The sequence below is a fragment of the Bradyrhizobium betae genome, from assembly GCF_050632175.1.
GTDB lineage: Bacteria > Pseudomonadota > Alphaproteobacteria > Rhizobiales > Xanthobacteraceae > Bradyrhizobium > Bradyrhizobium betae_B.
The window spans coordinates 5,213,339-5,236,011 of the sequence record NZ_CP192576.1; the positions used below are offsets into that span (position 1 = coordinate 5,213,339).

Genomic DNA, 22,673 nt, shown 5'->3' on the forward strand with positions numbered 1-22,673 from the left:
CATCTCAGTGGTCCCTTTCGCCAGAACATTTGACGAGATCGGAATCGCTCGAATTCATTTGAATTTCCTGCAACAATCTGGGAGGGAGTTGATCAATTTGAGCAACCTTAGGGGTCGGCCAGCACGACGAGAATGCGCGTTCTATGGCGATCACCATACTATGGCGATCACCATAGAACTGTCAAGCGAACTGTGCTAGGTTTGCAGGATGCCCCGTAAGACCGACGCCCGCGCCCGCGCGATTGCCGCTGCCGAACGACTGTTTCGCATCCAGGGCTACACGGCGACTGGATTGACTGAGATCATCGCAGAGAGCGGTGCCCCGAAAGGATCGTTCTATTTTCACTTTCCGCGCGGCAAGGCTCAGCTCGCCGAAGAAGCCATCGACCACTACGTCGCGAGCAGAATCTCTCTGTTGCGGACCATCTCCGCGAACACGGCGGGTGATGCGCTCAATTTCGTTCGTCAGATCTTTGCGGCATTCGCGGCCGAAATGGTCGCCTCCGATTTCCAGTATGGATGTCTGATGCAAAATCTGGCGAATGAGCTGCCCGCGCTCGACGCTGAGCTGACCAAGCGGGTCGCGCGCGGATTTGTCGATTCGACCGAGATCGTTGCGGAGCATTTCAGAGGCTGCGGTTTCGCATCCGCGCGCGCATCCTCGAGCGCGGCAGCGTTGGTTGCCGCCGTCGAAGGCGCACGAACCATCGCCCGCCTGGAACGCACGCCGGCGGTCTTTCAGGCGCTGGCGGATGTCAGCGTCCGGGGCTGGGCCGAGCCCAAGGGGTGATACAGATCAGTATTGGCAAAGGGCGGCGCGGATGGTCGCAGCGCCTGCTGGATATTCTTTCCCCGCTGCAATTGTTGTCACCGGCCGTCTGCGGCCATTGCGTGCTGCGGGAACGATAGCAATCCGGTGATTGGGACAACTGTTGGTCAGCCATCAAAAAACCCGCGGCGGAATTCTCCGCGCGGGTGTGACGAACTTCGATGATGCCATTCTGCCAGTGTTTTGCCCGACGTGTCAAAGCCGAACGACGCGTCGGGCAGGGCGGCCTTGGTCCGGCGAAATGCCCGCCTGGGGCGAGCTCAGGAAAACGCGAATGATCCCAACGCCCCTGCTACTGTGCATGGGGTTGTTTTCGCGGTCTTGTCTTGAGCAGACAAACGACGGCGCGTTACCGCCGTCCGCGTGGCGCCTCGGCCTTGGCGGGCACTTCGGTCTGCGGCGCGCAGGTCGCAGCCTGAAGCGAGGCTTGCGCCTGCTGCATCAGGCCGGGCTCGGCGGCGAGCGCCTTCATCACGATCAGGCCCGTCGCGGTCGGGGAATCGATGATCAGGCGGTCGGCGGCGGTGACCTCTTCGTCCTCGGGCAGCTCGCTGTGCTGCGCTTCCGTCATCAGGTCGAGCTCGATCACCTTGCGGCCCGCGGAGCGGTCGTTGATGGCGTAATAGGCGATCTCGTTGCGGGTATAGAACGACACCGAGGTGTAGGACTGGCTCACCGGCACCATCAGCTTGATCGGCCCGTTCGACAGGTCGTAGCGGCAGATCGCCAGCGCGAAGGCCGGGTCCATGAACGGCATCGGTGACGTGTTGGGATCGGCGAGCGGAAGCTGGGTGACGCCGTTGAGCTTCGTCATCGGCGTCAGCCGCGAATAGGCGTCCTGCGTCGCGATCCGCGGCAACGCCAGCACGCTGACGAGATGGACCACGAGGCCCAGCACCACGCCCGCGAGAATCGTGAACAGCAGGCGGATCATGAGCAGCCCACCGTCGAAATCGTCGGCATCGGCGCATCGCGCTGGGTGCGGGTCGCGACCCCGACCGGCGTGTCGTAGAGGCGCAGCATCAAGGCGTAGCGCTCGATGCCGCCGGTCGGCAGCCAGTTGCCGGCGCGCGAGCGCGAGGCGATGCGGATCTCGAACGAGCCGTCGGACTGCCGCACGATCTCCTGGCTGGTGAAGCCGTAGCGCTGCAGCGAATTGGCGACGAGGTGGCCCTTGCGGTCGTACAGCGTCAGTGTCCAGAACCGCGCCGGCGGCGTCACGCCGGAGACGACGACGTCGCAGCGGCCGTCGAGCGCCTTCTTCTTGTCATCCGCGGTCGCGGTGAAGGCGACGCCGTCGCCGGTGCCGATCGGCAGCTCGCCGTTGCGCACGATGGTGGCGCGCGAATAGGGATCGACGTCGGCGGTGCCGGTGCGCGGGCGGGCGGTCCAGGGGCCGATGGTCAGCGCGCCGATCTCGGTGCCGCGCGTCGTCGTCATCCAGGTCGCGCCGACGCCGACCGCGGTCGCGAGCAGGAGGGCCGTCAATGTGGTCAGGATCAGCCGCACTTGTTTCGATCAGTTCTTGCGCGGGGCGGATGCGTTCGCATTCTCTTCCGCATAGTTCTGCGGGAAGGCGAGCGCGCTGGTCGATGCAGCCGGCTTGTTCTGCTTGCCGTCGTCGGCCGTGGATTTGTTCGCGGTCCTGGCGGCGTCGTCGAGCAGCTTCTCGACGCGCACCAGGATGTCGGCGCCGCGCTTGGTCAGCACCGGCGGCGGGCCGGGCTTGGTCTCCAGCACCTTCGGCGCCGCATTGGCCTGCGCGTTGGCAATTCGTTCCGGCGGCAGCTTCTGGCCCATGCCGACGCCGGGAATCTCCCGGACCTCGATGCCCTGGTGCGCCGCGAGCATGATGTCGTGCCAGGTCTGCGCCGGCAGCGAGCCGCCGGTCATGCGGTTGGTCGGCGAGTAGTCGTCGTTGCCGTACCAGACCGCGCAGCTGAAATTGCCGGTGTAGCCGACGAACCAGGCGTCGCGATACGCGTTGGTCGTGCCGGTCTTGCCCGCGGTCGGAATGCCGTCGAGCGCGGCGCGGCGCGCGGTGCCTTCGCTGACGACGTGGCTCATCATGCCCGCCATGTCGGCGGCGATGTTCGGCGGAATGGCCTGCCGCGGCTTCGGCCCGTCGCGGTCCCAGCGCCAAACGAGATCGCCGGCGCCGGTGCGCACTTCCAGCACGGAATGCGGCGTCACCGACTTGCCCCGGTTGGGGAAGGTCGCATAGGCGACCGCGTGCTCGAGCACGGTGACTTCGTCCGAACCGATCGGCATCGACGGCGTGTCGGGCAGCGGCGCCTTGAGGCCGAAGCGGCGCGCGACCTCGACGATCTTGGCGCGGCCGACCTTGGCCGGGTTCGGCGCCTTGGGCTCGTTCTTCTGGCCGATGGCGATCGACAGCTTGACCGGCACCACGTTGATCGAGCGCGTGATCGCCTGCGTCAGCGTCACCGCGCCGGAATAGGAATGACCATAATTCTGCGGACACCAATTGCCGATGCAGACCGGGCCGTCGACCACGATCGAGTTCGGCGTGAAGCCGTTCAGCAGCGCGGTGGTGTAGACGTAGGGCTTGAACGACGAGCCGGGCTGGCGATAGGCGTCGACGGCGCGGTTGAACTGGCTGGCGCCATAGTCGCGGCCGCCGACCATGGCGCGGATGCCGCCGTCGAGATCGGAGACGACCGTTGCCGCCTGCGTCGCGTGATAGTCGCGGCCGAACTGGCGCAGCTGGTTCTCGATCGCGTCTTCCGCCGCCTTCTGCACGTTGGTGTCGATCGCGAGGCGCACCACGAAGACGCGCTCGGTGTAGGATTTCGGGAAGGTGTCGACCAGCTTGCGCATCTCGTCGAAGGCGTAGTCGAGATAGTAGTTCGGCGACGCCTCGTCGCGGCGGTCGACCGCGAAGGCCGGGTTGCGGCGGGCGCCGAACACCTGGCCTTCGGTCATGAAGCCGGCATCGACGAGGTTGTCGAGCACGACGTTGGCGCGGGCGCGGGCGGCGGGCAGGTTGATGTGGGGCGCGTATTTCGTCGGCGCCTTGAACAGGCCGGCGAGCATCGCGGCCTCAGCCAGCGTCACGTCGCGCGCCGACTTGTTGAAGTAGAAATGCGCCGCGCCGTCGACGCCGAAAGTGCCGCCGCCCATATAGGCGCGGTCAAGATACAGCTTGAGGATCTCGTTCTTGGTCAGGCGCCATTCCAGCCAGACCGCGAGGAAGGCCTCGTTGACCTTGCGCTCGATGGTGCGCTCGTTGCTCAGGAACAGGTTCTTGGCGAGTTGCTGGGTGATCGAGGAGCCGCCCTGGCGGACGCCGCCGGCCTGGGCGTTGGTGACGAGCGCGCGCGCGGTGCCGGCGATGTCGATGCCGAAATGCTCGTAGAAGCGGCGGTCTTCGGTCGCCAGCGTCGCCTTGATCAGGACGTCCGGAAAATCTTCCAGCGGGATCGAATCGTTGTGCTTGATGCCGCGGCTGCCGATCGGGTTGCCGTAGCGGTCGAGGAAGCTCACCGCGAGATCCGACTTCTTCAGCCAGTCCTCGTCCGCGGTCTCGCGGAAGGCCGGGATGGCGAGCGTGAGCATCAGGACGAGGCCGCCGAGCCCGAGGGTCGCGGCCTCCGACAGTGGCTCGATGAACACCCAGCGCTTCCACCGCCCGACATAGAACCGGTCCATGAAGGTCGAGTAGCGCTCATAGAGCTCGCGGATGCCCTTGGCCGAGGAGAACAGCGAGGAGTCGATGCGCGCGTCGAGGTCCAGAAAGAAATTCCGGATGCGGCTCTTCCAATTGGATGGTGTGTTCTGGACCACCTGGAACCCTTGAGGCTCGCTGCGTCAGCGTTCAAGCACCCGGCCGGGGCGGCAGCGAGACGTCTTGCGGGAATGTTGCGGCAAACCCAAGGCGCCCGGTTCGCGTCCGAGGGGACTTGCCGTTCCTTCTAGCCGAGCAGTGTCCATAAACCAATGGTCAGGCTCGCGATTTTGAACAACAGACCTAATTGAACCCCGGTTCATTACGGGCTTCACGGCGGCGTTGCTTGCAGCATCCCGGCCGCTCGCCCTAGATAGCGCCAGCCGTAGCTCTTTCGAATTTGTTGAGGCGCATGACCGCAGCTCCCAAACGACCTTCACCCCAAGAAGGATTCTTCTGGAAAACCAAGACGTTGGAAGAGATGTCGGGGCCCGAATGGGAAAGCCTGTGCGACGGCTGCGGCCGCTGCTGCCTGAACAAGCTTGAAGAGGAGGACACCGGGGAGATCTATTACACCCATGTCGGCTGCAAGCTGCTCGATGCTGGCACCTGCGGCTGCAAGGACTATCCGAATCGTTCCGACAAGGTTCCGGACTGTGTCCGCCTGACCCCCGCCAATGTCCGCACCTTGAATTGGCTGCCGCCGAGCTGCGGCTACAAACTCGTCGCCGAGGGGCGCGATCTCTATTGGTGGCACCCGCTGGTCTCGGGCGATCCCGGCACCGTGCATGAGGCCGGCGTCTCCGTCCGCGGAAGGGTCGAGGGCAGCGAGGAGGAGATCCCGGATGCGGATCTCGAGAACCACATCGTGCAATGGCCGGCGCAGCTGCCGAAACGCGCACGCCTGAAGCGACGCCCGCAGGACTGATCCGCCGCGCCGCCTGGGATCACTTGTTCGGGATGGCCCGGGGGTGGGATGCTCCCATGCGCCGCGGTGCCTGCCTGAGAAGAACTTTGCTGTCTACATTGTCTCGATAGAACGAATCCTTCGCGGCGTTGCGCCGCCTCACGGCTTCCGATCGAGATGAACAAGTTCGACCGGCAGAGCAGTTCTGCCGACCTCCAGACATTGCCGGACGAGATCGCCGAAGAGCTGTCCCGCCTTCCAGGCGAGGTGCTGCGCATCGACGACGCTCCCTCGCTCGCGCCGCCGGCGCCGCTGTCGCAGGACGAGGTCCGCACCATCGTCATCAGCCTGATGCTGACGATGTTCCTGGCCGCCCTCGACCAGACCATCGTCGCGACCGCGCTGCCGACCATCGGCCGCCAGTTCAACGACGTCTCCAATCTTTCCTGGGTGATCACCGCCTATCTGCTCGCCTCGACCGCGGTCGCGCCGGTGTTCGGGACGCTCAGCGACATCTATGGCCGCAAGGCCATGATCATCATCTCGCTCAGCCTGTTCGTGGCGGGCTCGGTGCTGTGCGCGATCGCGCCGAACATGCCGATGCTGATCCTGGCGCGCGGCCTGCAGGGTCTTGGCGGCGGCGGCATCATGCCGGTGGTGCAGACCGTGATCTCCGACGTCGTGAGCCCGCGTGAGCGCGGCCAGTACCAGGCCTATTTCTCCAGCGTCTGGATGGTCGGCGGCATCCTCGGCCCTGTGATCGGCGGCGTCTTCGCCGAGCATCTGCACTGGTCGATGATCTTCTGGATCAACCTGCCGCTCGCTGCCGCAGCGATCGTGATGTTGCTGCCAAAGATGAAGAAGATCCCGGTGTTCCACCGCAAGCGCAAGGTCGACTGGGTCGGCGGCGTCCTGCTGATGGCCTCCGCCGTCGTCTTCATGCTGGTGCTGACTTGGGGCGGCACGCGCTATCCGTGGCTCTCGCCGACCGTGCTTGCGATGGTCGGCGGTGCCGTCGCGCTCGCGGTCAGCTTCGTCTGGCACGCGCGTCGCGCCGACGAGCCGTTCCTGCCCTTGAAGCTGCTGACCGGAAAGGTCGCGCCGTTCGCACTGACCGCCGGCGGCTGCGGCCTCGGTGCAATCACGGGCCTCACCGTGCAGCTGCCGCTCTATTACGAGTCGGTCTACCATCTGAGTGCAAGCGAGGCGGGCCTTGCGCTGATCCCGCTCGCGGCGGTCTCGACCATCGGCGCGGCCGTCGCCGGCCGCACCATGGCCCGTGCCAAACACTACAAGCGCGTCGCCATCGTCGGCACGTCGTGGGCTGCGCTCTGCGCGCTCGGCCTGACGCTCACCACCTTGCCGCTGTGGGGCTGCTGACGCTGATGGCCGCGTTCGCGCTCGGCCTCGGCACGACCTTCCCGGTCTGCGTGGTCTCGCTGCAGAACTCCGTCGCGCGTCCGCAGGTCGGCACCATCACCGGCGCGATGAACTTCTTCCGCTCCCTGATGTCCTCGTTCACGGTGGCGGCCTTCGCGGCGATCCTGTTGATCGCGCTCGGCGCCGACGTTCCGCTCGCCGGCGAGCATCACGCCGCAGGCAGCGTCGCGATTCCCGCCGACGACATGCGGCACGCCTTCCGCTACGTCTTCGGTGCCGCCACGGCGCTGATGGCCACCGCCTCGCTCTGCCTGATCATGATGGAGGAACGGCCGCTCGCCGGTCCCGCCGCAGCGACGCCTCCGGTTGAGATGGCGGAGTAGGGGACGCTCCGGCTCACGTGCCCGGGCGCGATACCTCGGTCTCCTTGCTGGTGATGAACTCCAGCAGCACCGGTACGCCTTCCCTGGTCTTCTGGATGCCGCGCTTGATCGCGGGGATGATGTCCTCGGGCCTGGTCACGCGCTCGCCATAGCCGCCGAAGGCGAGCGCCATCGCGGCATAGTCGCCGGAGATGTCGGTCGAGCGATATTTTTCGGTCGAGATCGGCATCACCTTCAACTCGATCGCCATCGAGAAATTGTTGAGCAGGATCGACATGATCGGGATGCGCTCGCGCACCGCCGTCTCGAAATCCATGCCCGTGAAGCCGATCGCCGCATCGCCCCAGACATTGATGCAGAGCTTGTCGGGTTTGGCCAGCTTTGCGCCCATCGCGAGTCCAAGGCCGTAACCCAATTGCGTGGTCTTGCCCCAGCCGAGATAGGAAAGTGGAGCGACCGCCTTCCAGAACGGCGAGAGCTGGTCGCGCGGGCTGCCGGCATCATGGGTGATGATGGTGTTCTCGACGTCCACGGTCTGTTGCAGGTCCCACAGCACGCGATAGGGGCTGAGCGGCGCGTCGTTGCTGGTCAGCTTGGGCATCCATTTCGCCAGCCATTCCTCGTGCGAGGCGGCGATCTCCGCCGCAACCGCCGAGGCGTCGCGGTCCGCGGTGACGGTCTTGCCGATCTCCTCCAGCAGCGCATCCAGCACGAGGCCGGCGTCGCCGACGAGGCCGATCTGCGCCTCGACATCCTTGTTGAGATGGTTCGGATCGAGCGTGGAATGGATGATCGTCTTGCCCTTCGGCATCGCGATGCCGAAGCTCGTCTCGGTGAAGGAGCAGCCGATGCCGAAGATGACGTCGGCATCGGCGAGGAATTTCGGCACCGCGCGCGGCACCGCGAGGCCACCGGAGCCGAGCGAGAGCGGATGCGTTTCCGGGAACGACGATTTGCCGCCGAGACTGGTGGTGACGGGGATAGCCAGCCGCTCCGCCAGCCGTTTCAATTGCGGCCAGGCCTGCGCGTAATGCACGCCCTGACCGGCATAGATCACCGGCCGCCTGGCGTTGACCAGCAGGTTGGCGGCCTCCTTCACATGAACAGGGTCGGCGCCGTAGCGGGTGCGCAGCACCGGCGTGTAGTTCAGCGGCTCCGGCACCTCCTCGTTCCACATGTCGGCGGGAATCTCGACGATGACGGGCCCGCCGCGGCCGTTCTTCAACTTGGTGAAGGCGCGGCGGAAGATGTTGGTGACTTCGGCGGCGAGGATGATCGGCTCGGACGATTTCGAGAACGGCTTCATCGCCTCGCTGGAATTGAAGTTCGGCTCGATATGCGCCAGCCTTCGCTGATAGCCCATCGGCAGCACCAGCACGGGCACGGATTCGCCGAAGCACTGCGCGACACCGCCCATCGCATTCTCCGCGCCGGGTCCATGCTGCATGCAGAACGCGCCGATCGTGCGCCCCGACGTCACCCGCGAGATCGCGTCCGCCATGTGCACGCCGACGCGCTCCTGCCGCACCATGACGGGGCGGATATCGGCCTTCGCCGCGTGCTCGATCAGATGATTGACGGGATAGCCGCAGAGGATCTCGATCCCCTCACGCTTCATGATTTCCGCAATGGCGGTGCCGAGCTTCATGGCGTCTCTCTCCTGGCGAGGCCGGTTGGTCCGGCGGTTGGGGAGAGAGGATCAGGAAATTGGAGAGGCGTAAAGCGCGGGCACGTGAGGGCGGCCGTTGGTCAGCTATGCACTGCGAACGTTCAGCCGCTACTTGCAGCTTTGGCAGATGGTCAGCTTGCGTTTCAAAGCCTCATCTTCTTGATCGATCAATTGCTGCGACGCCGTACCACTTGCGTCCAGACCGGGTTGGGTGCGTGATCTCGTGGGGCGGGTCGACTGATTGGGCGTGTCATTGTCTTCGACAATGCTCGATCCATCGTAGTCGACGGCTGGATTCGGCGCTGACGGAAGTCCCGTGGTCGCCGATGGAGACGCCACCCTGTTGGACGCGGTCGGGGAAGTTCTGGCGCCGGCTTGTGGCGATGCTTTGGGCGGAGCAAGCGACACCGGTGGAGTGGCAGTCTGCCCTCTTGCGCCATCCAAGGACCAGGCGCCAACAATCATGAGGCTGAGAGCCAAGAGCGCTGCACTTCTCATCTGCTTCCTTCCAACCAATTTGGCTCAACGGATGATAGCAGCACTCTCTCCGGGGTGAAGCTGATCTGTGCATGAGTCATCTTAGGGGAGTTCCGCTACGGAAGTGATCACGTCGTAATTGACCCCCAACGCGTCATTGAAATGCTTCTTCCCGCATTCGATCTTGCGCCGTTCATCCGGCCTCAATTGGTCGGGATCAGTGGATCCCTTTGTTTCGCGGACAAGATAGAGTCGGTCTTGCCCCTCGGTTGTTTCCATGACGATAGCCCAATCAGGAGTGTAACCGCCGATCGGTGTTGGAACCGAAAACCAACCGGGAAGTTTCACATAGAGCTTTACTCGAGCATCCTTCTCCAGCGCTTCGGCGAAGGGACGTTCGATTGTCTCCGAATCGACCTCCACGCCGTCGTAGATATGCGTTCCGCCAGCAAACGAGTTTGGATCACTTCTGACGACGTTGGCCTCAAAGGCCTCGATGAGGTCATCGAATTGCGTTTGCTCATACCAAGTGCCGTCGCGCTGATATTTGATGCCACCAACAAGCTGATCGGCAAGCCTTGTTTTGATAACCCGGGTCAAAGCGCTGGCGAATTCATGAGGATTGTCCAGCATTGCCCTAGGCTCAGGAGCGTTCCTAAGGATGGAAAGGACAGTCTTTCGGCCAATGCGCATGGGTGGGGAGGTAGATTCCATCAAGTTCTCGATGATGGAAACGATGTTTGGGATAGGATAGCGGCCCTCAAGATCGATGGCTACGCTCGCATCGGCAAGTCGGATAGCTTCGAACAAGTCCTCGCCCTTCTTGGCGTTGACGCCAGCAAGCTGAACCACGACGCGCGGGCGCCGGACCCTGATGTCTCCCATGTCACCCACAACATCTGCGATGAGTTTTGCGCTGTCGATGGTAACGGCATAGCGCGTACGATGCTTGATTTTATCCCAGAGCTCTTGGAATTCAGGCTTTAGCAAATAAGCCTTGCGAAGCCGGAGGTTAACTTTTGCTCTGGCATTGCCCGGCTTTGGCGGCATGCCATCCTTCCCATATTCTTTTTCAATTTCGGCCTGAAGGCCACTGACGAAGCGCTCGTAGCTCTCGCTGGCGCTTACGGTGAGAATGTTGACGCGGTGATCATGGATACGTTCGCCGGTCGCGGCATCGACGGGAAGTCGTACGCCGCGGCCAACTTGCTGTCGACGTTCGGTCTCGCTACCCACCTCGCGAAGTGTGCAAATTTGAAATACATTCGGATTATCCCATCCCTCCTTCAGAGCCGAGTGCGAAAAAATAAACGCCACAGGCTCATCGAAAGATAACAATTGCTCTTTACTGCGCATAATCAGGTCGAATTCGCGTGCCTGTGCAGCCTTGTCCTTTTCATTCGTAGGCGTGTGCTTGTCGACGACGGTAACAATGCCCTTCTTGTTCGTTGTTGATGCAAAGTAGGATGCTTGAACTTCTTCGGCAGTCTTGTCACGCCACTCGGGGTAGGTCTTCTTTGCGTCATCGAATGCTTTGACGAAGAGTCGCCGCGCCACTCCGTTCTCGTCTCGGAAGCTTTCGACGCGATCTACGAAAAACAACGACAGAACCTTGACATTGAAGCCCATGTCCCTGATGCGCCTTTGCTTTTGCAAATGGCGTTCCACCGTGAAGCGAATTTGCGCTTCCAGGATGGCGTCCTTCTGACTTCCAATTTCTCCGCCCGTCGCGACTTCGACATTGTTAGTGAAGCGAACAAAGCCCGTTTGGAAGTTGATTTCGGAAACCTCATATCCGTCGTATTCGACGCGCTTGGCTTTCTCCCAGAGCTTGTCGCCTTGCTTGAGTTTGATCGCCTTGCGATCAATCTTACCGGATTTGGCCTGAACATCGGCCGTGACTTGAGCAGTAAGAATACTTTTAGTTGTCTCGATTCGATCAAGCCGCAGATAAGGAAGATTGGCGTTCTCCTCTTCGATAGCCGCGCCGACCTCAATTTGTTTGACCAAGTTCTGACGGTAGGCGTCGTAAGGTGTGAGGCGATAAACTAGGTTATGGCGGTTGCGGTGAGTTGCGCTGTAGCGCAACGCGAAAAGCGGGTTCAGTGCCGCGAGCGCCGCAATGCGGCCTTCGCTCTCCATGTTCTGCGGTTCGTCCAAGATTAGTACTGGCCTCACAGCTTGCAACAGATGGATGACCGGCGCGTTGCCTTCGAGCGGCTTGCGGATAACGTTTTGCTCCCGCGAGAACGCATCGATGGTCATAATCATAATTTCTACCGCGTTCGACCCGGCGAAGTTTCGAATCTGCCCCGGCTGGGCCGCATAGACGGAATGGTGAAAGGGCGGCAAGCTGGGTAGCGTGGCGAAGTGATTCTTTGTTTGCTGGATGGTCTTCAATACGCCTTCGCGCACGGCGACTGATGGGACTACGATAATGAACTTGGTCAGTCCATATTTGCAGGCCAGTGAAAGGATCGTGCGGAGATAAACGTAGGTCTTCCCGGTCCCGGTCTCCATCTCAATTGAAAAATTTGGGAATCGAGCGAACCCGTCACCTTCATATAGTTCGATCGCCTGATTGATCACGCTAAGTGAGGCGTCGGACGCGAGGCGGTTCTCATTCTGCACTTTGTGCAGATTTTCGAGCAGCGCATCATCGCCAAGGTCAAGGCGGTTAGGTACGACAGTGAAGCCTGCGGCGGGCAGCAATGTCGCGCCGATATGCCCTTGCCCGTCAAGTAAGCCGACAACGGCCGCAATGGCATCAAGTTGGAATTGCTGCGTAGCGTCGAAACGGAACTCCATCCTTAAAGTACCTTCAATGTGCATTGAAGCGCCAAGTTAGCCGCAACGGTGTCGCTAATTGCTATGTCGCGGCATACGAATATATCGGACTTGGACAGGTTGAGCGCCGTCATCATCTCAAGGTCTAAATGATCGGCTAGGCAGATCGTAAACGACTTGCCTCGTTCGTCGTCGCGCACGCGCCACAACAAGGGCAACTTCGCGTCTGCGATTTGAGTGATGGCCGCCGTCAGCGGGAATCCCTCGCGCAGTGCGACTTCCCAAACCACGTCTTCCGCCTTCCAGCCGGGGATCAACGTGTCAGAGAAGGCATCGATCTGTTGGAGGTATTCTTCTAGAACCGTGTTTTTGATTCCGGGCCAGCGGCGAATGTTTGTTGAAGTAAGTCGGAAGGCTCGGAAGCCTAACGCTTTGTCTTCTGTAGCTTCGTTCTGGATAGCTAAGCGTGCTCGCTCACGCGATATGTCTGCAATCGTCTTGAAGCCCATGGCCAGAGCGGTATTGCTCACCTCAGAGCCCGGCCGTATGGGCTCGGGAAATTGAACGGAGATCATTCGTCTATTTGGGCATGCTTCCTTGTCTGCTCTAATTAGACCGTGAAACGATGTGTTGCTCCCCGCAAAGAAATCCATGACGTAATCGCCAGGTTCGGACAAATAGGAAACGAGTCGTTCTAAGTCAGAGTAGCTCTTCGGATTATCAAATACCTTCTTGTCGCCGAATAGCGCGTCGAACTGTTGAGATGCAGTCTGCGCGTAGCTGAAGATGACGCTCTTCATGACCTGATCGTCTTTCTCGAACAGGTTTCGACGAAGGCTTGGGATGCTGGTCTCATCTTCGCCAAAGACAACTAAGTCTTTGGCGATCTCCTGCTCCATGCGATCGTAGGTGGCATAAACCCAGCCGCGTTTAGGCACCTTGCACGGCTTCTTTGTATAGGGATGTGGTACGTCGTAGCGTGGACCGCCGCCGCCTGGCCAGCTGATATCGCCGTCCGTTCGGTAAGGTCCTGCTTCATCCACTTTTCGGAAACGTGCGAGTGGTTGCCGAGGATCATCTTCGCCAAATGTCTTATAGAAGGCTAATATGCCATCGCGCACTTTGCCCCAATCATCGTTGTATTCTTTTCGAAGTCTATCAAATTCCGCACGAACCTCCTCAACGCCTTCCTTCGGCGCTCTAAGCTGTGCGCGGATTTCTTTAAGAAAGGCCGCATTCCGCGCATAGACCAACATATATTCGTGGCCAATCGAAAAGAGCTTGGCATCGTTCTTTCGATTTCTGTCGTAGACGAGTGTTGCAATGAAATTCTCTTCTCCGAATGCATCATCCATCAATCGACGTAAATTTGGTTGTTCGGCATCGTCTATGCTGACAACAATGAATCCATCCTCTCGAAGCATCTGTCGCGCCATCGATAGGCGCGGATACATCATTGATAGCCAATTGGAATGAAGTCGTCCGGATCGTTCAGGGGCACTCGTCGTCATGTCGCCAGTTTCAGTCATCTGACCGGTTTGACGGAGGTAAGAGGCGAGCGGATCCGCAAAATTGTCGCGATATATGAAGTCGTTGCGGGTGTTGTAGGGAGGGTCGATATAGATCAGCTTCACGCGACCAAAGTAGGACCTATAGATGAGTTTCAGGACCTCAAGGTTCTCGCCTTCGATGAAAACGTGTTGTGCGTCATCAAAATTCACGCTTTGGTCGCGTTCCGGAACCAAGGTTGCCCGCGATGGTGCTTGTAGCATCGCGATAGCGTCGCGCTTGCCTGGCCAAGCCAGTCCGTATCGCTCTGGCCCGGTGGCTACTGCGTTGCCTGCTAGCTCTGCAAGGCGCTCGACATCTAGCTCGCCGTCGGAAAATACCTCAGGTACTACGCTTTTTAGGCGCGCTAGCAAATCGGCCTTCATATCGGGTGAGGTATCGTCGATTCGTTCTGCTTCGCTCATCGGAGTTTCCTGGCAGATGACGCCTAAGTGGGGCAACACTGTGGGGGGCGGAAGAGGTTGTTCTCAGCGTTTTCTACGCGCGGGCGGCTATCAAAGCTAGATCGGACGTCTGGGTGGGCGAGGTTCAACTCACTGATGCGTTGGCGATTTTGACGCGCGGAGGCATGGTCTGCTTGCCGAAGATGTAGGTTATTCGCAAGTCCCAGATTAGGCGAAGCGAATCAAGGAACATTCCATCTGTTCACATGCCTCCCGGATTTCGCTCCCGCTCCATCCATCTACGATCCCTTGGGGTGCCCGAGAGGCAAAACAACGAATGCTAGGTCAACGGGCTGTCGCCAAAAGATTCGTATTTACAGAAATTCTGGTTTGCCGTATAAATTGACGCATCCCAGCCCGCCACAAGGGGCGTTTCGCGATCGTCACGAGACGCGGGCAGGGAGGCGGTGGCCGCGACGGCGTCGGCGCGCGAGGTTGGTTGCAGGGCGGAGATCCCGTGAGCAGCCGCCTGCGCGGTACGACACGGCGCTGACAGCGTTCCTGTTCGGCCTCGACGGCGAGCGCACGCCAGTCGTCGAGGATGCGGGCGGGAACGTGCGCGGACGGAGAAGTCGTGTGGTCCTGACGCCCGGGGTCTGTGCGTCAAGTCCTGCGGTGATGTGGCGGCCAACCGGTGCGCGCATCAGTCATCCGCAAGGGCGACGGGGGCAATAGTGCATCGCTCCCCGAGGAGAGCACGAAGGACACCGTTAAAACCATCCGCGCAGGGAAGGCCGGGCGACCGGCACACCTGTCGTCCACCCCGTGCGCGTTCTCCAGCACACGCGGGACTGCGGGTGCCACCGGCGCCCGGCCTTCCCTGCGCCCTTGTTTTCACGAGGGCGACGTAACGAATCAAAGCTCGGGCGAAACAAGCCGCGAGGTCGCGAAGGTGCGTCTGCAAGTGAAAACGCGTTTTAGTGAGCGATGTCGTCCCAACCTCCGTCATTGCGAGCGCAGCGACGCAATCCAGAGTGTTTCCGCGGAGGGATTCTGGATTGCTTCGCTGCGCTCGCAATGACGAGATCGGGAGAGGCTAGGCCGCCAAATGCCGTCCAGCGTCCACTATGCCTTCTCCTCCAGCGCGCGCCGCAGCCTCCGGATGATGACGCCGCGGGCGCGGTCGTCGGCCGCCGCGCCAACCTTGTCGTTGATGTCGAGCACCAGTTGCGACATGTCATTGTGCCAGTCGAGATGGGTCACGGCCTCCGGTGCGAGCCGCCGTCGGTGATCGACATCGAGCAGGCGTGGTTCGGCTGCGGTGAGTTCGTAGATGTCATCGAGAACCGGTTGGTAGATCTTGGCCGCAGGAATGATGCGTTCGGCGACGCGCTCGGCGAGCCCGGCGATGGCGTCCTCCTCGCCGTGGACCAGGAACAGCCCCCGGGCGATCGGGCGCCGTGCCGCGATCCAGCCTGCCATTCCGGCGCCGTCGGCATGGCCGGAATATTCGTCGATCATGCGGATCCGCGCCGCGACCTTGATTTCCTCGCCCTGGATCCGCACCGCCTTGGTGCCGTTCTGAAGGAAGCGGCCGAGCGTGCCATTGGCCTGGAAGCCCGCAAGCAACACCGTCGCATGCGCGTTCCATAGCCAGCGCTTCAGATGATGGCGGATGCGGCCGGCGTCGCACATGCCGCTCGCCGCGATGATGATGTGAAATCCGGACAGCCGCATGATCGCCTTGCTCTCCTCCGGCGTCTCGGTGAATTTGAGATGCGGCGAATTGAGCAGGCGTTCGGCATCGACGGTCGGGTCGAGGCTCGCCGCATTCCGGCGGAACACTTCGGTGGCGCGGATCGCGAGCGGAGAGTCGAGGAAGATCGGCGCCGTCGGAATCTGGCCGTGCTCCATCAGCTCGACCAGATCGACGATCAGCTCCTGGGTGCGCTCGACCGCGAAGGCGGGCATTAGCAGGGCGCCGCCGGCGGCCGCCGCATCGCGCACCTCGGCAGCGAGGTGCTGCCTGCGGAGAGCGGGTGTCGTGGCGGCACGCAGCCGGTCGCCATAGGTCGATTCCGAGATGACATAGTCGAGGTCGGAGGGGGCTTCGGGATCGGGCTGGAGCAGCTTGGCCTCCGGCCCGACGTCGCCGGACAGCAGCACGCGCAACGGACGCGGCGACCCCGGCTCGGCGATTTCGAGCTCGATCGAGGCGGAGCCGAGCAGGTGGCCGGCATTCCAGTAGCGGGCGCGGACGCCCGGGATCACGTCGGTCCAGCGTTCGTAGTCGACGGGACGGAACGATTGCAGCGTGGCGATCGCGTCGGCCTGCGTGTAGATCGGCTGCACTTCCTTGCGGCCGCGCGCCGTGTTGCGCCGGTTGAGTTGCGCGACTTCCGACTCCTGGATGCCGCCGGCATCGGGCAGCATATAGGAGCAGAGGTCGATGGTGCCCCGCGTGGCCAGGATCGGTCCCTCGAATCCCGCGCGCACGAGCTTCGGCAGCAATCCGCTGTGGTCGATGTGTGCGTGCGTCAGCAACACGGCGTCGATGTCGGCGGGGCGGAACGGGAAGGCGCCGTAGTTGAGCTCCTTGAGCGTCTTCTGTCCCTGGAACAGGCCGCAATCGACCAGGAAGCGGCCGTTTGTTGTCTGGAACAGATAGCTCGAGCCGGTCACGGTGCGGGCGGCGCCGCAAAATCGGACGGTGATGCTCATGTCGTCGCCTCCGGCGAATGTGTTTTGCTCAACTCGGACCGCAGGGCGGCCGCGAGGGTTTCGTCGAGCGCGATCGCGTTGATGGGATGCGGCACGCTGTCGGTCGAACGAATGGAGCGGATGCCGGCGTCGGCGAAGGCTGCGACCATCGGAGGCGGAAACAGCGCGTGGGTTATGACCGCGTCGACGCTGGTCGCGCCCAACGCTTTGAGCGCCTTCGCCGCGACCATCAGGGTGGTTCCGGAGGAGACGATGTCGTCGGTCATCAGCGCCGGCCGCGCTGCCAGCAGGGCGGCATCGGCAAAATGGATATCGACGGAGCGATCACCGCGCCGCAACTTCCGCGCGACCGTATGCTGCAGGCCCAGCCGCCCCGCGAGGTCCTTCACCCATGGCTCGGACTCGGCATCGGGGCCGATGACGATTGTTGCGGGGTCGATGCCGGCCGCGGCCAGCGTGTCGGCAATCGCCGGCATTGCGGACAGGTTCGCGGCCTCGATGCCGGGAAAGACAGCGCTGATGTCGGGGGTGCGATGCAGGTGGGCATCCACGGTGACGATGCGGTCCACGATCGTCGCAAGCAGCGAGCCGATGGCGTGCTGGCTGATGGCCTCGCCTGCATGAAACGCGATGTCCTGGCGCATATAGCAGAGATAGGGCGCGACCAGCACCAGCCGCTTCGCGCCGCCGCGGCGCAGTGCCTCCGCGGCGAACAACAGGGCGATCAGCTTGTCGTTGGGGTGATCGAGCGAGGCGTAGAGGATGGTGGTGTCTGCAACTGGGGCGACCGCGACGCGCAGCTCGCCATCCGGAAAGCGGTGCAGCGCGATCTCATCGCAGGTAAGGCCAAGCCGCGCCGCGAGGCGCCTGGCCGCATCGGTCCCGAAAGGAAGGGTCTGAAACGAGATCGTGCTCACGGCGCTGTGCCCTGGAGGGCCTCGTGACCGTTGACGATGTAGCCGGTCTGCTCTGCGGCGGCAGAGGCAGCCAGATCATGCTCGGGGCGATCGAAGGTGTAGACACGATAGAGCGGCTCGCCTTGCTCGACCCGGTCGCCGATCTTCTTGAACAGGCGGATGCCCGCGCCCTTGTCGAGCGGCGCGCCGGCGGTCCGGGCGAGGCGATTGAGGCGCAGGCAGTCGATTGCAGTCACCACGCCGTCGCTCGCAGCCTTGACGTCGAAGCTGAGCGAGCCCAGTTCGGTGCTGCATGTCGAGGGACCCTGCGCGTCGATGATCTTCTGCATCTGCTTCAGCGCCGCGCCGCTGTCCAGCAGTTCGCGCGCCCGCGCATAGCCGGCGCCGCCGCGCAGTTTCGGATCGTATTCCAGCAGATGGGCGGCGAGCCGCAGCGATTTCTCGCGCAGATCGCGCGGTGCGTCCGGATCGTTGCCGAGCACCGCCATGACGTCATTGGCCTCAAGCACGGGCCCGATGCCGTTGCCGATCGGCTGGCGGCCGTCGGTCGTGATCACCTCGACCGTGCGGCCGAACCGGTCGCCGACGAATTCGAACAGCTTGCGCAGCCGCATCGCGTCGACGGCGCTGGTGACCTTCGCGGTCGGCCCGACCGGAATGTCGATCAACAAATGCGTCGAGCCCGCCGCGATCTTCTTCGACATGATGGAGGCGACCATCTGCTCGCGGGTATCGAGGCTCAGGGGACGCTCGACCGAGATCAGGACGTCGTCGGCCGGCGACAAATTCACGTGCCCGCCCCAGATCAGGCAGCCGTTGCACGCCGAGACGATCGCCTTCATCTCCTCGACGCCGACATTGACGCGCGCCAGAACCTCCATCGTGTCGGCGGTGCCGGCGGGCGAGGTGATGGCGCGCGAGGAAGTCTTGGGGATCGGCAGGCCATGCGCGGCGACGATCGGCACCACCACCATCGAGGTGCGATTGCCCGGGATGCCGCCAATGCAGTGCTTGTCGACGACGATCGGATCCGGCCACGTCAATTGCGTGCCGACCTGCGCCATCGCGCCGGTGAGGGCCAGGAGCTCGTCGCTGGTAATGAAGCTCGCCGATCCGATCAGGAAGGCGGCGATCTCCATGTCGGAGTAGCGATAATGTGCGAGGTCGTTGATGATCGCGCCGATCTCGGCCTCGCTCAATGTGCGGCCGCGGATTTTGGCGCGCACCGCTTCGAGGCTCTCGGGAGAAGAGGCGGGTGTGACCGCGACCAGCGTGCCGACCGGTTCGGCGAAACGGTGGAACGCGGGTTCGGAGAGCCCGATCTCGTCATGGGCCGTCAGCGTGTCGTCATCGGTGATCAGCAGCGTCGCCAGCAGCACCTTGCCGTTGAGGCGGAGCTCGACGCGGCTGAAGCCGCGAAAGATCTCGGCGCGCAGCGCCTTCGATCGCCTCGAAATGACGACGACGTTCTCGCGGCCGGTGTCGAGGCGAACGCGGCGAATCTTCAATTGGGGACGATGGGGATCTGGATGCATGGACCGCGCCGACGAGGAGGGCTGAGTCGATGCTAGACCGCCTCCGTCGCGAAACGCTTGACGCAGATCATGATTCCGCGGTCCGCGGGGCCGCCGCGAAGCGAACTCCCAGGCTCGCTCAAATCCCGGCTGCCGCTACTTCAGCGACGTACTGATCGAGTTGAATTTGTTGTTGAGGAGCGCGCTGCCCGTGTTGTTCACGACGGTCACGATGGCAAGCGCAATGCCGGCGGCGATCAGGCCGTACTCGATGGCGGTGGCGCCAGTCTCATCGGCAAGGAAAGACCTCATCAAACGCATTGCCCACTCCTGTTCATCCGGCCCAATCCATGGCCGCGTCGTTTTCGAACCGGTAAATTGATCGAATAGAGTTTTACGGCGCGCCAAAACAATCGAGCCCGCAGATGCGCGCCTTCGCCTCATACGATGGCACTCATTAAATTTGAGTTCCATCGAACGATCCAAATGGATTCAAATTGGCCGGCCATCGCGGAACGGGCATGATGACGTGCTTTCTAAGCCCGTCAGCGACGGACCGTGGGGCTCGCCGCGCCATGGAGACGTCGCTTCAGCGCGCCTGCGAGGCGATCGACCAGATCCTTCACCGTGCCCGGCCGCGACCGCGCCACAATGTCCGCGGCCTGCTCGTTCGCCGGCGCGTCGTTCACGATGCTGATGTAGTTCTTTCTGACGTCCTGCTGCACGGAGTGCAAATCCTGGTTCGATCGGCGAGTTCGACCATGTTCTGCGCAACGGCAATCGGCGGTTAATTTTGTTTCCCGTAGGAATACCCTTGTCCGGCCCGCTTAACCGATTGTTGAGCCTATTGACCACCGTGCCGTCCGTCCGCATTCAGGGCCCGCAACATCGCAATGCGGGCGAACATCAGCCAGCCGCCACCGGTCTCGGCCGCACGGATCAGGGTCTCGATCGCGGTCTGCCAGTGGGCTTCGTGCTGCGCGTCCTCGGGCAGATGCATGATGTAGTCCGCCGCCTGCTGCAGCGTCAGCAGTCTGCGCTTGCCGCCGATCTGAACGGGATCGTCGAATGCCGTCGACCAGGGCATGTCAGGCCGGCCGATCGGCGAGGGGAGACATCACGGCGCGCTGGCAGCCGCGATGCGTCTACCCGGCCTTCTTCGCCCGCGCCGTCGTGCGCGCCGGCTTGTCGGCCTTCCTGGAAGCTTCCTTGGGCGTCGCGTCCTTGGCTGCTGCTGTCTTGCCGCCCTTGCCGGCGATCGGCAGCAGCATCTCGCGCTGGCCCTCGACGCGCTTCTTCGGCGTCTTGCCCTTGGCGGCCTCCTTGGCGACCTTGGCCGCGGGCGCGACGTCCTTCTCGCTCGCGAGGCTCTTCTTCAGCGCGTCCATCAGGTTGATGACGTTGCCGCTGCTCTTCGGCGCCGCCTTTGCTGCGATCGGTGCGCCCGCGCGCTTCTTGTTGATGAGATCGATCAGCGCGGTCTCGTAATGGTCCTCGAACAGCTCGGGCTCGAACGTGCCGGACTTCTTCTCGACGATGTGCTTGGCAAGGTCGAGCATGTCCTTGGTCAGCTTCACGTCCTGGATGTCGTCGAAATAGTCCTTCTCGCTGCGGACTTCGTAGGGATAGCGCAGCAGGGTGCCCATCAGGCCGCTCTCCAGCGGCTCCAGCGCGATGATGTGCTCGCGGTTGGTCAGCACCACGCGGCCGATCGCGACCTTGTCCATGCTGCGGATGGTCTCGCGGATCACCGCGAAGGCGTCGTGGCCGACCTTGCCGTCCGGTACGAGATAATAGGGACGGATCAGGTAACGGCTGTCGATGTCGGTCTTCGGCACGAATTCGTCGATCTCGATCGTGTGCGTCGAGTCCAGCGCGATGTCGTCGAGCTCGTCCTTGGTGACTTCGATATAGGTGTCGGTGTCGACCTTGTAGCCCTTGACGATGTCCTCGGAGGTCACCTCGTCGCCGGTCTCGGCGTCGACCTTGAGGTATTTGATCCGGTGGCCGGTCTTGCGGTTGATCTGGTTGAACGACACCTTCTCCGTATCCGAAGTGGCCGGATACAGCGCGACCGGGCAGGTCACGAGCGACAGACGCAGAAAACCCTTCCAATTGGCGCGGGGGGCCATGGGCTACTCCAAACGCAACAGGGACAGACTTACGAGAATACCATCGTGGAACACCGAAGCATACACGGCACGGTGCGGAATCTTGCAACTGCGTTAACCGGCCGCCGGGCGCATGGTTGCTGTCTGATCGCCGAATGAGAGCCGGAACATCGCATCCCATCATGCGTTGCCACCGTAATCGCCAGAAATTGAGGTCACCATGGCAACCACGCGAGACCAGCATCAGATCGTCGAGACTGCGACCGAAGCGCGCGCGGGCGAACCCGGGCCGTCGGTGGCAGCCCTGCTCGCCATCTCGACCGGGCTCGCCATCCTGATCCTCGCCGTCATCTGGTTCGTGTTCTTTCGAACCTGACGGCCGCATCGACGGGAAGGGCGGACCTTCCAACTCGCCGCGGTAAGCGGCACTCTGCGCCCGCCATGCCGCCGGTTCGTCCGCCGGCCTGGCGGGCGTAGTCGCGTTGAGAGTCTTATATAACCAAAAAGTAACGCGGCCGGTTCCCATCGTTCATATTCAGTTCACGCCGGAATTGCTCATCTCTGGCGGTGTTCATGCGGCCTATTTCTGGAGAGAAGCGTGCGCCTGCTCGTCGTTGAGGATGACCCCGATCTCAATCGCCAGCTCACCAAGGCGCTGAGCGACGCCGGTTACGTCGTCGATCGTGCCTTCGACGGGGAGGAGGGGCATTTTCTCGGCGACAACGAGCCCTACGATGCAGTCGTGCTCGACATCGGCCTGCCCAAGAAGGACGGCATCTCGGTGCTGGAGGCCTGGCGCCGCAATGGCCGCACCATGCCGGTCCTGATCCTCACCGCGCGCGACCGCTGGAGCGACAAGGTGCAGGGCTTCGACGCCGGCGCCGACGATTACGTCGCAAAGCCGTTCCACCTGGAGGAGGTGCTGGCGCGCATCCGCGCCCTGCTGCGCCGCTCGGCCGGCCATGCCCAGAGCGAGCTCAGCTGCGGCCCTGTTACCCTCGACACCAGGACGGGCCGCGTCAGCGTCTCCGGCAATCCCGTCAAGATGACCTCGCATGAATATCGGCTTCTGGCCTATTTGATGCACCATTCGGGCCGCGTCGTGTCCCGCACCGAGCTGGTCGAGCATCTCTACGACCAGGATTTCGACCGCGACTCCAATACGATTGAGGTCTTCGTCGGCCGCATCCGCAAGAAGCTCGATGTCGATATCATCCAGACCGTCCGTGGTCTCGGCTATCTCCTGACCCCGCCGGCCGCGCCGGGCGCCTGAAGCGTCCGGACTTGACGGGCGATCGAACAGGGGCCTTGGTCGCGTCATGACCACCGACGCCCTGC

General features: G+C 62.4%; 16 protein-coding genes and 2 pseudogenes. 5 read left to right on the top strand and 13 right to left on the bottom strand.

The window, feature by feature from the left end:
• The first annotated feature begins 208 nt into the window (after positions 1–208).
• Positions 209–790 (top strand): TetR/AcrR family transcriptional regulator, encoded by a 582-nt coding sequence (locus ACQ86E_RS25020; RefSeq protein ID WP_431202253.1) that lies wholly within the window; start codon positions 209–211, stop codon positions 788–790.
• A gap of 388 nt (positions 791–1,178) precedes the next feature.
• Here the strand turns inward: ACQ86E_RS25020 and ACQ86E_RS25025 are convergent, their stop codons facing one another.
• The 3 genes from ACQ86E_RS25025 to ACQ86E_RS25035 are packed head-to-tail and all read right to left on the bottom strand — an operon-like array spanning position 1,179 to position 4,636.
• Entirely contained in the window at positions 1,179–1,763 is a 585-nt protein-coding gene (locus tag ACQ86E_RS25025; RefSeq protein WP_431202254.1) for a DUF1254 domain-containing protein, read from the bottom strand.
• Positions 1,760–2,338, bottom strand: coding sequence for a DUF1214 domain-containing protein (locus ACQ86E_RS25030; protein WP_143844217.1), 579 nt, complete (start codon positions 2,336–2,338; stop codon positions 1,760–1,762). Before ACQ86E_RS25030 ends, ACQ86E_RS25025 begins: the two co-directional genes overlap by 4 nt.
• A gap of 9 nt (positions 2,339–2,347) precedes the next feature.
• The gene (locus ACQ86E_RS25035; protein ID WP_431202255.1) at positions 2,348–4,636 is read right to left on the bottom strand and encodes a transglycosylase domain-containing protein; all 2,289 of its coding nucleotides are present in this window, start codon (positions 4,634–4,636) and stop codon (positions 2,348–2,350) included.
• A 293-nt stretch (positions 4,637–4,929) separates the two neighbouring features.
• On the opposite strand from ACQ86E_RS25035, the gene ACQ86E_RS25040 reads away from it, so the two are divergent.
• Entirely contained in the window at positions 4,930–5,445 is a 516-nt protein-coding gene (locus ACQ86E_RS25040; RefSeq protein ID WP_431202256.1) for a YcgN family cysteine cluster protein, read from the top strand.
• A 156-nt stretch (positions 5,446–5,601) separates the two neighbouring features.
• Positions 5,602–7,187: pseudogene (locus ACQ86E_RS25045) on the top strand (MDR family MFS transporter).
• 13 nt (positions 7,188–7,200) lie between these two features.
• Here ACQ86E_RS25045 and ACQ86E_RS25050 read toward each other — a convergent pair.
• The 10 genes and pseudogenes from ACQ86E_RS25050 to ACQ86E_RS25095 form a co-directional block, all read right to left on the bottom strand.
• Positions 7,201–8,847 (bottom strand): annotated as a pseudogene (locus ACQ86E_RS25050) (thiamine pyrophosphate-requiring protein); the annotation flags it as partial.
• A 588-nt stretch (positions 8,848–9,435) separates the two neighbouring features.
• Complete coding sequence (locus ACQ86E_RS25055) at positions 9,436–12,141, bottom strand: DEAD/DEAH box helicase family protein (RefSeq protein ID WP_431202257.1); 2,706 nt, start codon at positions 12,139–12,141, stop codon at positions 9,436–9,438.
• A 2-nt stretch (positions 12,142–12,143) separates the two neighbouring features.
• On the bottom strand, positions 12,144–14,093 hold the full coding sequence (locus tag ACQ86E_RS25060; protein WP_431202258.1) for a site-specific DNA-methyltransferase: 1,950 nt from the start codon (positions 14,091–14,093) through the stop codon (positions 12,144–12,146).
• A 1,104-nt stretch (positions 14,094–15,197) separates the two neighbouring features.
• Positions 15,198–16,793 carry an MBL fold metallo-hydrolase gene (locus tag ACQ86E_RS25065; RefSeq protein WP_431202259.1) on the bottom strand — a complete coding sequence of 532 codons (1,596 nt, stop codon included), beginning with the start codon at positions 16,791–16,793 and terminating at the stop codon, positions 15,198–15,200.
• The gene (locus tag ACQ86E_RS25070; protein ID WP_431202260.1) at positions 16,790–17,710 is read right to left on the bottom strand and encodes a ribose-phosphate diphosphokinase; all 921 of its coding nucleotides are present in this window, start codon (positions 17,708–17,710) and stop codon (positions 16,790–16,792) included. The genes ACQ86E_RS25065 and ACQ86E_RS25070 overlap by 4 nt, the downstream gene beginning before the upstream one ends.
• A complete protein-coding gene (locus tag ACQ86E_RS25075; RefSeq protein ID WP_431202261.1) occupies positions 17,707–19,245 on the bottom strand; it encodes a thymidine phosphorylase family protein in 1,539 nt (512 codons plus the stop codon). The genes ACQ86E_RS25070 and ACQ86E_RS25075 overlap by 4 nt, the downstream gene beginning before the upstream one ends.
• A 135-nt stretch (positions 19,246–19,380) precedes the next feature.
• Positions 19,381–19,545: a Flp family type IVb pilin gene (locus ACQ86E_RS25080; protein ID WP_431206555.1), complete on the bottom strand. Its 165-nt coding sequence runs from the start codon at positions 19,543–19,545 to the stop codon at positions 19,381–19,383.
• Between the two features lie 224 nt (positions 19,546–19,769).
• On the bottom strand, positions 19,770–19,949 hold the full coding sequence (locus tag ACQ86E_RS25085; RefSeq protein ID WP_431202262.1) for a hypothetical protein: 180 nt from the start codon (positions 19,947–19,949) through the stop codon (positions 19,770–19,772).
• Between the two features lie 119 nt (positions 19,950–20,068).
• Complete coding sequence (locus ACQ86E_RS25090; RefSeq protein WP_431202263.1) at positions 20,069–20,311, bottom strand: hypothetical protein; 243 nt, start codon at positions 20,309–20,311, stop codon at positions 20,069–20,071.
• Between the two features lie 58 nt (positions 20,312–20,369).
• Complete coding sequence (locus ACQ86E_RS25095) at positions 20,370–21,356, bottom strand: Ku protein (RefSeq protein WP_431202264.1); 987 nt, start codon at positions 21,354–21,356, stop codon at positions 20,370–20,372.
• Between the two features lie 199 nt (positions 21,357–21,555).
• Here ACQ86E_RS25095 and ACQ86E_RS25100 point away from each other — a divergent pair, with 199 nt between their 5' ends.
• Together ACQ86E_RS25100 and ACQ86E_RS25105 are read left to right on the top strand one after the other, a co-directional pair.
• Positions 21,556–21,711: a hypothetical protein gene (locus tag ACQ86E_RS25100; protein ID WP_015687353.1), complete on the top strand. Its 156-nt coding sequence runs from the start codon at positions 21,556–21,558 to the stop codon at positions 21,709–21,711.
• Positions 21,712–21,933: 222 nt separating this feature from the next.
• On the top strand, positions 21,934–22,608 hold the full coding sequence (locus ACQ86E_RS25105) for a response regulator transcription factor (RefSeq protein ID WP_431202265.1): 675 nt from the start codon (positions 21,934–21,936) through the stop codon (positions 22,606–22,608).
• The last annotated feature ends 65 nt before the right edge of the window (positions 22,609–22,673 follow it).